The organism is Amycolatopsis sp. NPDC004079, from assembly GCF_040610415.1.
In the GTDB taxonomy this organism is placed as follows: Bacteria; Actinomycetota; Actinomycetes; order Mycobacteriales; family Pseudonocardiaceae; genus Amycolatopsis; species Amycolatopsis halotolerans.
Genome location: NZ_JBEXMH010000029.1, coordinates 17,313 through 26,451, shown reverse-complemented (window position 1 = coordinate 26,451; position 9,139 = coordinate 17,313). Strand labels below are relative to the sequence as shown.

Below are 9,139 nucleotides of genomic sequence, written 5' to 3'. Positions count from 1 at the left end.
CCTCTCCTCCTGCACTGGACCCTGCAGATCATGCCGCCCGGTACCGGGCGGCCGGCGCCCACCGCCCCAGCGCCAGGCCAGGGCCGGGACGCTTACGCGCCGGAAACCAGCCTCGGGTCGTACACGGCGACGACAGGCAGGTGGTCGGACGCGGCGAGCGCGAGGTCGCTGTCGATCACGCGGTAGCCGACCAGCGCGGGCAGCAGTTCGCCGGTGACGTGCCAGCGGTCGATCCGGCGGGGCGGATACGGATCGGCCCCGCCGTTCCAGTGCCCGGTCGTGGCCGTCCACGGCTGGTGGTTCAGTTCGGCGGCGACGTCCCGGAGCCCGCCGGCGGCGAGGATCTCCCCCGGCTCGCGCTCGGCGCGCCACGACAGGATGTCGCCGACCGCTGCGGTGCGCGACGCCCATCTCAGGTCTGCGGCCTTCGCGCGCTTCCACCGGGTCTGGTGGACGAACTGCCCGTCCCAGGCCTCAGTCCCGCGGAACGGGTCGTCGTCGTAGTACCTGCGCTCATCCGGCACGAGGTCGTCCTCGGTGACCCAGCCTCGGCGCAGGACCCGATCCGCGGACGGCGCGTTCCAGTCGCCCCCGACCAGGCCGGGCGGCCGGTCGCCGGGAAGGGTCATCGCCGCCGCGACCCGTTCCGCCTCGTCGGCGCGACGATATTTTCCCCATGGCGGCGCGTGGTAGGAGGCGTGCATGACCGGCTGCCCGGTCCCGACGTCGAAATGCAGCATCGCCAAGCTGTGGCGGATGTCCACGCCCGAGATCTCCGCCCAGCCGCCGACGGGGTCGAGCCCGTCCGTCCACAGCAGACCGGTGTGGAATTCGAGATTCCCCACCGCGACCGCAGGCGTGTTCGGCGCGCGGTCGCAGCACAGGCCGGTGGCCTCGCCCAACTCCCGCAGCCGACGCCCGGCAAGCCGCGCCTTGTCCTCGCCCGCGGCGATCAGCTCCTGCACGGCCAGCACGACCGCGTCGCCCTCTGCCCGCGCGGCTTCGCGCTCGCCGATGATCACCTGGTGCACCCGTTCGATCCGAGCCGGGTCCTCGCCCGCCCGGCCGTAGTCGAGCAGGTTCCAGCTGACCGCCCGAATCAGCCCTGCCACTCCCTCCTCCTCCCCCAATCCGGCGTCCGGCCGGACTGCTCGCGGTCGCGCAGCCGCTCACCGGCGTGCCCGGAATCCTCGTCGATGAGGACCGGACCCCGTCCGGGTCCCCTGTCTGGGCACAGGTCCGGCACGTGCGGATGCGACCGCTGTCCACTGTAGGCGGATGCCGGCGGGCGGGCGCAGATCCTCCAGTATCGCGGCGGCGCGCCGTCTTCTGGCCGGGAACAACGGCGCCGGAAAGCCGGGCCCGGTCCAGGCGATCGCGGCGGCGGACTCAGCGCCGAGGGCGGCTCGCCCTCGGTCCGATTCACCGCCGCGCCACCCAGCCCATCTCGACAACAGTCCGGCACCGGGGCGCGTTCCGCGGCCGGTGCGATGGAAAGTCCGCATCGCGCGGCTTTCGACGCGGATTTTGTCGGGCCTGGATGCGAGGCTGGTCTGGTGACGTCCCTCGACGATTTCCCGCCCTTCAGACGCGAAGACCTCGTTCTCCGGTACTTCGTCTGGCATGGCATGGACCGCGACGACGTCGAGAAGATGGTGCAGCTGTCGGCCGACATCCCGTGCCGCCTGCCGCACCGATTTCCGACGGTCAAGCCGGCATGGTCGTCGGCCACTCCGGTTGGGAAGATCCGGAGCCGGTTGCTCGAGGCGTTCGGCCCGATGTGCGCGATCTGCGTCGTCAACGAAGCCGCCGTAGTCGACCACGACCACGAAACCGGCCTGTGCCGCGGGCTTCTGTGTTATTCCTGCAACAAATGGGTGGATCTGTGCCCGCATCCCTGCAGGTGCCCGTACGCGGACTACTTGACCGACCCTCCCGCCCGGCTGCTCGGAATCCGGTACCCGAACCGAGGCCGGAAGCCGCGTTTGTCACGCGAGGACGCTGCACGGCACATGGCCCGCGCGGACTCGCCGAGCACGAACCCGCACACCTGAGCCAAGAACGGTCGTGGAGCTCGTCTTCGGCCCGGCGCACCTCGACGTTGTCGTCGACGAGGCCAAGCCTGACCGCGGAGCCGCTCACCTCCATCCTGAACTCGGCACGGGCTGCGCACCCCCCGCCCTGCGTCCCGGCGTTCTCCATGACGTCTTCGTATCGGCAATCGGCCACCGATGAGACACCCGACCGCGACATCACAACGAAGTCCTGCCGCAGGGGGCACGGCAGGACACGGGATTCGGTTCACGGCCGGGATCCCGACAGGGTTACGGCGTGTCCGGGAAGTCGTTGCCCCACAAGGGTCGATTCCCTGCACTTCGCGTACAGAACCGTTGACGGAACGGCGGTCGCCAAGCGTCCATGGTCGCGCCCGGCCGCCCGGTCGGAAACCCGGAAGATGCAAGGGACGCATGAACCATGACGATTGACCGCAGGATGCACGAACCCGCCGACTGCGAAGCAGCGTCGCGGGAAGGACCGGCACCGGGCATCATGGTCCTCGTTCCGGAGTCCGCGCCGCCGCCGATGCGCCAGCCCGACGACGTTTGGGCCATGATCGTGACGGAGGTCGACATCGCCGGCGACGACGGTGCACCCGAGCGGCCCGGCGAAGTGACGTGGTTCAGCGGGGCCTGGGTAACCCGACAGCCCCCGGCAGACGGGCTCTACGACGGCGATCTCGTCGTACGCCTGGTTCCCCGTGCCGATCCCGCTTGCGCGCTGCCCGACAGTCACGGCACCGACGTCGAGATGCTGCTGGCTCGCCGGGGTCGATGGCAGCAGGTCGCCGACAACTGGCCCGCCCTTGTCGCACCCACCGCCGCCGCAGTAATGACCCTGCACAACGACGCCACCGAGAAGCTTGGCCTCGCATAGTCCCACCGGGCCGATGCACCTGCATCCCTGACTGCGATCGTGACGTTGCCCCGCCGGTCTGCTTCTCCGGCGGGGCTTCCGCGCTGGAAGTTGTTTCCTGAGAAGTTTTGTCGGCGCTGCTGGCTACCGTGGCCCTGTGACAGTGTCGTGGTCGGTGGACCCAGCCGATGAACTACGCATGCCCGTGTTGGTGCCAGCGTGGCTGGTGTTAGCGGATATCTCCGCTCAGGCCTTGAGGCTCTACTGTCTCTACAAGCTGCAGCTTCCCAACTTCAGCCGACCGCCCGTGCACTTCCCGCAGTGCCCGGCGCAGGTGGCCGCAACTCTTCAACTCGACCTCGAGCAGTACGAAGCTGCCCGTCAGGAACTCATCGCGGTGGGCGCCGTCGAGGAAGACCATCGCGTTGACGAGGCGGGCACGGTCAGAACCGTTCTTATCGTGAACGAGCTGAGCCCCAGCCAGAAGGAAGAGGACGACAAGCGAGAGCGCTGGCGTCAGGAACAGCGTGCCAAGCTTCGCGCGGAGGGAAGCACCGGCCAGGCAAGAGCGGCAGCCAAGGGATTCGTTTACGTAATCGCGCAGGCCGGAACGAGTCGCGTGAAGATCGGATACGCGCGGGACGTGACAAGCAGGCTGAAGAACCTGCAGACCAGTAATCCTTACCAGCTGGAGGTGCTCTGGCACACGCGCGGGAACCGGAGTCTGGAGGATGCGCTTCACAGGCGATTCGCTAAGTACCGAACTCAGGGCGAGTGGTTCGAATTCGGTCGCTTGAACCCGGTAACGACAGTCGAGTCGGCCGTCAACGATATCCGACCGCGGTGAGGCTCCGGGGCCGGCATGCACCGGGGCCGGATCGGCACGTGCCACCAAATCCGCTGTACCGGCACCTTCGGCTCTGCCGGAACTCGATATCGGCAGGCCTGGCAGGGTAGCGAGCGAATCCGGCGGAAGCAGGAGAGGATGCGCCAGTGCGCGACAAACATGCAGCGATCGACTACAACGCACGGCACGAGGTCGCCGACCAGTGGCTGACGACAGCTGAGCGCCAGCTGCGGACCGGGCTCTGGCGACCCGCGCCGATCGAGGCCGACATCGCCTGGGATCTCTCGACCGCGTCCGCGCTCGTGCACACGTCCGCACCGCCGTGGCCGGAGGAGCCGCTGGATCTGCGGCTGGCCCGGCTGGCGCACTGCGCGCCGGCCATCCGGCTCGGGATGCTGGCCGGCGGCTGGGGCCTGCCCGCCGCCGAAGCTGCCCCGCCCGGGCCGGACACCCAGGTCGGTCTGCCTGCGCTGCTCGCCGCCGTCTATCCGCTCGCGGCGGCGGCCGAACGCTGGGCCGACTTGTGCGGCAGCATCCGGCGAGGCCAAGCCGGCGGGATCCCGGACGAAACCGCCGCGTACGAGGCGATCGCCGCCGGCGTTCCCGGGATCCTGAACCATCTCGCGCACCTGGAAACGTTCTTCGGCGGCAGCGCGTCCTTCGCCTTGAAGCTGGACGTCGTCGCCACCGTCGACGTCGACAGCCTCCCCTGACCTCGTTGCCCGCCGGAGCCAGCTGCCTGCGGTGATCCGGTTCGCTGCCGGCACTGGCACCGACCAGAAGTTCCGGCCTGCGGGCGTGACCGGCCGGGCGAGGGTCCGCGGTGCGGCGAGCTGCGCACCCCGGCTTTCGATGCCGTGTGCGGCGGAGCGGAAGCTGCCGAATTGCGACCGCGTCCGGAGTTTCCTCCGCGATCGTGCTGTGTGACGCCGTGGCCGTCCCTGTGCCCGGATCGAGCGGTTTCCCCGGCACGACGGGCGCGCAGTTCTCGGGATGTCTCTTTCGCCGCGGCGAGCTGTCCGCAGCCGACGGCAGTTCGGCGAGCGTCCGGCTCGGCGGTCACTCGCGCGGATGGTGGCGTCCGGACGCGGCCAGGCATCGCAGGAGCAGACGGAGCGTGTCCGCGGCCGGGGCGCTGGCGTGGACGACGTGTTCGCCCGGGAGGTTGAGGCGGTCGTCGGGGCGATACCAGCCGCGCATGTCCTCGTCGGTGAACTCGCGGGCCTGCGGGCGGCCCGCGTGACGGACGCGAGTCTCCTCGAACGACACGTCGAGGTAGACGACGACGGTGCGGCCGCGATGGTCGTCGACGAGGCGGCGAAGCATGGTCCCGTAGTGGTCGGATCGCAGGATTCCCTCGACGACCACGTGGTATCCGGCGTCGAGGGCGAAGCGGGCGGTCTGGTCGATGAGCCCGATGTTCGAGGCTCCGGGCAGGTCCCGCTCGCGCAGCACCTGGCGCCGGAGCAGATCCTGCTGCACCAGGGCCAGGCCGCGACCGTATGACGCGCGCAAGGCTTCGGCCACCGTTGTCTTGCCCGAGGCCGAAGGACCGCGCAACACCAGCAGCACGGTGTCCTCGTGCCCGATGGCCCCGCTCATGCCGCAGGTCCGGGAGTTCGACGCGAAGTCCTCAGGCGGACGGGGAAAGTCCCGGCCCAGGGCCAGGTCGCCGTCGTTGACCGTGCGGAGGCGGAGCTCGTGGACTCTGCTGTCGACGCCCGAGGCCCGGGCAGGCGATCGTCGTCCTCGCATGGGCTCACGAACTCCATGTTCCCAGAGCGCCTGCGGCCAGCATCCGCCGTGCCGGCGGCGCGTCGTGCTCGCCCGACAGCGCTCGAACCGAGGCCCGGCGCGGCCGCGAGGTCGGCACGAGGTCAGGGGAGAAGCGTGCTCAGCCGAATCTTCGCACGCGTAGCTACGTGCAGGCGTCCGCGGGCACGAGGCGCACGATGTCGCCCTCGAGAACGAGTGCATACCACGTTTCGCCCACTCGCACCGCAGCGGCCGTCGTATCCGGGTCGAATTCACCGTGCAGGAAAGGGAAGTACTCGTACACCGACTCGTCGAACTCCGCGCCCGCGCTCTCCGCCGCATCGGCCCACGCTTCGTACGCCCCGATGTACCACTCCCTTCCCGTTTCCGCCCAGTCGCGGGGAAATTCCGCAACGATGCCCGCCGCGTCCGTCTGCTGGTCGCCCGTCATGCTGCCTGTCCTTCTTCCCGATGACCGTGCCGTCGCGACGACCGTCCGCGGCCGGTGGGCATGTTTTCCTTTCCGGAGAACGCGGTCCTCCGCACGTCGCGCGCGGAGGACCGCGTTCTGTCTCAGCAGCGCCGGGACGGGCCGTCGGGCGACGGGAACATGTCGGTTCGCATATAGCCGGTACGCCCTCCCCAGATCGTGCCGTGGAACCAGATGAAGCCTTCGTGGGAGAAGTTTTCCTGGGTCCAGCAGTCGGCTTGGAATCCGTTGCCGGCGTTCGCGGAGTCGATGACGTTGTTGCGGGAGGTGGTCGGTGCGCTGCGCAGCCGTGCACCGTTCATCCAAATCCACATCGTCACGCTCTCCGCGCGTGCCGAAGCGGCGGCGGACGTCGCCGCCGGACCCGCTGTCTCCTCGATGGAACTGGCGGAGGCCGTGGACACGTCCAGGGCAAGGGCGCTGATCGCGAGCGCCCCGGTGAGAGCCGCCGCTGCCATGGTCCGCTTCGACCGTTCCTTGCCGATCTTCGTCAGAGTCTTCACGTGTTGTCCCTCTCGTTCGTTGGTGCCAAACCTGGGCGCGCGTCATCAGCGCGCGGAATCCGGAAAACGTGTGTGCGCAATTCGCTTCGCGATGCCTCAAGTGCTGCGTCCCAAAGCCGATACAGCGATCGCCGCAGACATGCGCACGGCTGAGCCGGTGAGCATGTCGTCCTCAGAGCCCCACAGCATCAGGCTCGGAGCTTCTGGTCGAGTCCTTCTGCCGGATCGAACCCATCCCGGCAGCCGGCGAGTACGCTCACGCGCTTTTCGGCACGAGCTCAGGCGCCTCTCACTATTTCGCATGGATCCGCGACAGCAGGCGCTGTGCTGTTTCCAAGCACGCCGTTCGCGTTTCCTTTTGCACGGCCAGGTGCCAGTGTCGATCCGGCGCGTGTTTTATCCTCGGCCGCCGCGCGACGCTCCTGGGCCGGTGAGGTTCCGGCAAGACGGCATTTCGCGACCGGCGGGACCGGCGATCGCGACCAAGAATCTGCTGCGACAGCTCCGGGCATTGCGTCTGGCAGGGTGAGACCGCCCCAGTGGCAAAGAATCTCTGCGTGTTGGAGACCGACGTGGCGACGGAGCGCGGGCTCGCCGAGGGGCTGACGTTCCCCGCGGCCGCGAACATCTGTGCCTGTCCGCGGCCCCTCGAAGGTCAGAATCTGGTGTCGGCAGCCGGAATGCTGTCCTCGAACACGGTCCAGCGCGTCTCGGCTGTCCCCGAGTTTCCGTCGCTCCAGCCGTCGTTCGGCACAGGCCCGTCGTAGCGAACGCAATAGATCACGAGTCCGCGCGCGGTGCGGCAACCGCTGTCAGTCACCTGTCCCACGGTGCGCGTGATGCGCCGGGCGGAGCCGATGGCGACGCGCATGCCCGGCGTGAGTTCCAACGTGCCGAGTTCCCGGAACTTCGGTTCCACGGTGCTTTCCCTTCTCGTTCTTCCCTTCTGACGGCGCGGTCACGGCGTCGCCACGCGATCTTTCGGGAACCGCGCCAACCAGACGTCGCGGGCTGACTGCGCCGCTGTTCCCACCGGAACGAAGCGGACCTTGACGCTCAACCGAGCGCGCGCAACGTCTCGCCTCTGCACCGCTCCGACTGCATGGCGTGCCGGACGTTCCGGGAACGGCGAAGGTCGTGGCAGAACGCCGATTCGCCGACTGCCGCGCCCTCGATCCCGGCGGCTGCTGCCCCACGCGGTGCCGACCGCGACGCGCCCGCGGGCTATCCGCGTCGGCTCTTGCGGCCGTTCGTCATTCCGTCCGGTCCTCCGCGACACTGCGGCCTCGGCGACTGGCCGTGCCTGTCAAGGGCACCCTCAGTCGGTGTCGGGGCGGTAGCGACGGAGGTACTCCGCTTCGAGCGCCCGCGCGGCCTCGCCAGCCGTTCGGTACCGGCGGTCACACCACCTGTGGCAGATGTGGCGCGTCCCGTCCTTGTGGAAAGGCCAGATTCACGCGGTCCATGGGCGCGTGGCGTCGCCGCTCTCGCCCCGGATCCCGAACGGCGTCAGGCACGTCACCGTCAGCATGTGGTCCTCTCCGGCCCACGCGCGATACTCGACGACCGTTACCGGCGGTCCTCCTCGCAGCAGTGCCAACGGGTCGGGTCCTTCGTTCTGCAGCTCAGCCACCGCGGTGGACAGCGTAGCGGGGCATGTTTCCATGTCTGCCAAGGCTTTCTCGTCGAATCTCGCCGCGCTTCGCCCGCCTCGCCTGACCGTGGGGTCCCGATGCGGGATCTCGACCTGCAGCCGGCGGGTATCATCGTGGTTGTTCCGCAGCGGGACTCCGGATGTTCGTCTGCGGCCTTACTCGTCGATGGCGATGACCCGGTCGCCGGCTTCCGGCACGATGCCCAGACTGGAACCGGAGTCCCAGGAGATGTGGAGCGTGCCGACCGCGTCGACAAACAGGACGCTGCCTTTCGCGCCGGGCTTCAGGTCCGTGTGCTCGTCGTTGACGCACACCAGCTTTACGCGCTGGCCTCTCTCGAACTCGTACACGTTCCGATCAGCCTTTCTCGTCGCGTGAGCCCATGCGGGACTCTCCGGATTCGCCTTGGGACTTCCCGCCGTCGGCCGTCTTCGGCAAGGACCGACAGCAGAGGCTCCGGCCGTTCCCGCGGGCCGTTCCCGCACGGAGCCGGTGTTGCCGAGGCAAACGCGGGCGGCGCTGCTCGCCGATCGGCTGTACAACGCCAACGGGTTCAGGCCACCGCAGGCAATGACCGCGACTCCCGACAGAGGTTCACGCCCACACAACAGCGACGGGCGAACTGCCCATGCCAGCGCGTACTCAATCGCGCGGAGCGCCGTTCACACCAGTCCCTCGTCCTTTACTGCTTCCATGAGCGCGCCCTGAGGGCTCATCTCGTCGGCGTGGCACTCGCGCCAGTTGTAGTCGGCCAGGTCGGTGAACGACACTCCGAACTGCCTCTGGCAGGCGCGTTCGACCGCGATGAGCCACAGCGCGAAGTCGAGATCGCCTTCCGCGCGGGAAGCGATCTCCTTGCCGATGGCCGTGTCGTCCAGATACTTCTGGACAGTGCGCTGCCGGTCGGCCGACAACTCGGCCCATGTTGAGATCACCGTTGTGTTCTCCTTCGCAGTCGAAGCGGCCGGAGTCTGCA

General features: G+C 68.7%; 12 protein-coding genes. 4 read left to right on the top strand and 8 right to left on the bottom strand.

Annotated features, from left to right (window positions below; genetic code table 11):
• Positions 1-92: 92 nt before the first annotated feature.
• Complete coding sequence (locus tag ABZX37_RS27030; RefSeq protein ID WP_354744071.1) at positions 93-1,112, bottom strand: hypothetical protein; 1,020 nt, start codon at positions 1,110-1,112, stop codon at positions 93-95.
• Positions 1,113-1,556: 444 nt separating this feature from the next.
• Here ABZX37_RS27030 and ABZX37_RS27025 point away from each other — a divergent pair, with 444 nt between their 5' ends.
• The 4 genes from ABZX37_RS27025 to ABZX37_RS27010 all read left to right on the top strand — a co-directional run bounded on the left by ABZX37_RS27025 (position 1,557) and on the right by ABZX37_RS27010 (position 4,473).
• Positions 1,557-2,054, top strand: a complete 498-nt coding sequence (locus ABZX37_RS27025) for an endonuclease domain-containing protein (RefSeq protein WP_354744069.1) — start codon at positions 1,557-1,559, stop codon at positions 2,052-2,054.
• Positions 2,055-2,475: 421 nt separating this feature from the next.
• The gene (locus ABZX37_RS27020) at positions 2,476-2,934 is read left to right on the top strand and encodes a hypothetical protein (RefSeq protein WP_354744067.1); all 459 of its coding nucleotides are present in this window, start codon (positions 2,476-2,478) and stop codon (positions 2,932-2,934) included.
• A gap of 178 nt (positions 2,935-3,112) precedes the next feature.
• Entirely contained in the window at positions 3,113-3,760 is a 648-nt protein-coding gene (locus tag ABZX37_RS27015; protein WP_354744065.1) for a GIY-YIG nuclease family protein, read from the top strand.
• Positions 3,761-3,906: 146 nt separating this feature from the next.
• A complete protein-coding gene (locus ABZX37_RS27010; RefSeq protein WP_354744063.1) occupies positions 3,907-4,473 on the top strand; it encodes a hypothetical protein in 567 nt (188 codons plus the stop codon).
• A 346-nt stretch (positions 4,474-4,819) separates the two neighbouring features.
• Here ABZX37_RS27010 and ABZX37_RS27005 read toward each other — a convergent pair whose 3' ends face one another.
• The 7 genes from ABZX37_RS27005 to ABZX37_RS26975 all read right to left on the bottom strand — a co-directional run bounded on the left by ABZX37_RS27005 (position 4,820) and on the right by ABZX37_RS26975 (position 9,098).
• Positions 4,820-5,515, bottom strand: a complete 696-nt coding sequence (locus ABZX37_RS27005) for an AAA family ATPase (RefSeq protein ID WP_354744061.1) — start codon at positions 5,513-5,515, stop codon at positions 4,820-4,822.
• 163 nt (positions 5,516-5,678) lie between these two features.
• Positions 5,679-5,966, bottom strand: a complete 288-nt coding sequence (locus ABZX37_RS27000) for a hypothetical protein (protein WP_354744059.1) — start codon at positions 5,964-5,966, stop codon at positions 5,679-5,681.
• 122 nt (positions 5,967-6,088) lie between these two features.
• On the bottom strand, positions 6,089-6,508 hold the full coding sequence (locus ABZX37_RS26995) for a hypothetical protein (RefSeq protein ID WP_354744057.1): 420 nt from the start codon (positions 6,506-6,508) through the stop codon (positions 6,089-6,091).
• Between the two features lie 655 nt (positions 6,509-7,163).
• Complete coding sequence (locus ABZX37_RS26990; RefSeq protein ID WP_354744055.1) at positions 7,164-7,427, bottom strand: hypothetical protein; 264 nt, start codon at positions 7,425-7,427, stop codon at positions 7,164-7,166.
• Between the two features lie 534 nt (positions 7,428-7,961).
• Positions 7,962-8,141, bottom strand: a complete 180-nt coding sequence (locus ABZX37_RS26985) for a hypothetical protein (RefSeq protein ID WP_354744053.1) — start codon at positions 8,139-8,141, stop codon at positions 7,962-7,964.
• A 177-nt stretch (positions 8,142-8,318) separates the two neighbouring features.
• Positions 8,319-8,513, bottom strand: coding sequence for a DUF4314 domain-containing protein (locus tag ABZX37_RS26980; RefSeq protein WP_354744051.1), 195 nt, complete (start codon positions 8,511-8,513; stop codon positions 8,319-8,321).
• A gap of 312 nt (positions 8,514-8,825) precedes the next feature.
• The gene (locus tag ABZX37_RS26975; RefSeq protein ID WP_354744049.1) at positions 8,826-9,098 is read right to left on the bottom strand and encodes a hypothetical protein; all 273 of its coding nucleotides are present in this window, start codon (positions 9,096-9,098) and stop codon (positions 8,826-8,828) included.
• Between the last annotated feature and the right edge of the window lie 41 nt (positions 9,099-9,139).

Coding starts and splice junctions, on each gene's coding strand:
- ABZX37_RS27020 (WP_354744067.1), top strand. CDS start 2,476: ATGACGATTGACCGCAGGATGCACGAACCCGCCGACTGCGAAGCAGCG.
- ABZX37_RS27015 (WP_354744065.1), top strand. CDS start 3,113: ATGCCCGTGTTGGTGCCAGCGTGGCTGGTGTTAGCGGATATCTCCGCT.
- ABZX37_RS27005 (WP_354744061.1), bottom strand. CDS start 5,515: ATGCGAGGACGACGATCGCCTGCCCGGGCCTCGGGCGTCGACAGCAGA.
- ABZX37_RS27000 (WP_354744059.1), bottom strand. CDS start 5,966: ATGACGGGCGACCAGCAGACGGACGCGGCGGGCATCGTTGCGGAATTT.